Here is a 1,579-nt window from a genome sequence, read left to right on the forward strand (position 1 = left end):
TGCCGACGCTGTTAAGCGAAGCGGAAGGCAATACGGTGCATGGCGTAAATCGCAAGCCATGCCCCGATCCCGCGCGGTCGGAGACCCTGTGCATGCCGGGAAGTCTTTCATACGGAAGCAGCGAGATCTCATCAGTGTCCAGTGCGAATGGACTGGACGGGACTGGGAAGGTCGTTGACCATAAGCCAGTCATCGACGCTGATGAGAAGTCGGATACGCCCATAGTACCGCAGAAGTTGCCGAACAAGGGAGATGATCCTGCGGAGGCAATGGAGGGAAGGGGTGTAATCGGAGGGAACGCCTTCGAAACTCCAGCGTGCCGGACACAGAGCCGGATAATACACGCTTCGATGGGGATTGAAGGTGTACGGGAAGCCGCCAAGCGGAACCCGAAGATGCGTTTCACGGCGTTGATGCACCACATCACTCCCGCGCTATTGGTGAAGAGCTTTCATGCGCTTCGCAAGCAGGCGGCGAGCGGAGTGGATGGCGTGACGTGGTACGACTATGAGAAGACCCTCGAAGGGCGCCTGCACGAACTACACCGGGAGATTCAATCCGGTGCATATCGTGCACAACCGTCCCGACGGGTCTACATTCCGAAGAATGACGGAAGACTCCGTCCCCTCGGCATTGCAGCTCTGGAAGAAAAGGTCGTGCAGATGGCCGTATCCACGGTTCTGAACGCGATCTATGAGCAAGACTTCCTCGGCTTCTCATATGGGTTCCGACAAGGAAGAGGACAGCATGACGCGCTGGACGCCTTGTGGGTTGGGATCGATAACCGGAAGATCAACTGGATACTGGATGCAGACATTCGCTCGTTTTACGATGAAATCGATCACGAGTGGATGCTTCGTTTCCTGTCGCATCGAGTTGGTGACCGCCGGCTGATACGTCTGATCCACAAATGGTTGAAAGCGGGCACGATTGAGGATGGCCGTCGCGTCGCATCAACGCGAGGAACTCCTCAGGGCTCTGTAATTAGCCCGGTTCTATCGAATATCTATCTGCATTACGCATTGGATTTATGGGTCCAGCAATGGCGTACTCGAGATGCTAAAGGCGACGTGATCATTGTACGTTATGCCGACGACAGCGTGATTGGGTTCCAGTACGAAGGAGAGGCGCAGCGCTTCCTGCAAGCATTGCGGGAGCGTCTCGCTCAGTTTGGCTTGCAGCTACACCCGGAAAAGACGCGGCTAATACGCTTTGGGCGGTATGCTGCGCGAAACTGCCGGGAGCGTGGTATCAGCAAGCCAGAGACCTTCGACTTTCTGGGATTCACACATTGCTGTGGCAGACGGCGCAATGATGGGGGCTTCAAGATTGTCCGTCTGACGATCAAGAAGCGCATGCGCACGACGCTGGAGGCCATTCGGGGAACGCTAATGCGACGCCGCCATGAACCGGTGGCAGTAGTAGGTCGGTGGTTACGGCAAGTGTTACAGGGGTATTTGAACTACCATGCGGTTCCTGGCAATCTAAGAAGACTGGGTGGGTTCCGCTGGGAAGTTGGTCGCGCTTGGCGACACGCTCTGATGCGTCGAAGCCAGCGAAACCGATTGTCTTGGGATCG

At 56.2% G+C, this 1,579-nt stretch carries 1 protein-coding gene; it reads left to right on the forward strand.

The features are described 5' to 3' along the window. Window positions 1-395 precede the first annotated feature (395 nt). Window positions 396-1,579, forward strand: a 1,184-nt coding sequence (ltrA, locus tag BSG20_RS35260) for a group II intron reverse transcriptase/maturase (RefSeq protein WP_093042005.1), incomplete at its 3' end; no start/stop codon positions are given.

Origin of the sequence: Rhizobium tibeticum (assembly GCF_900110205.1) — a bacterium.
GTDB classification, from domain to species: domain Bacteria; phylum Pseudomonadota; class Alphaproteobacteria; order Rhizobiales; family Rhizobiaceae; genus Rhizobium; species Rhizobium tibeticum.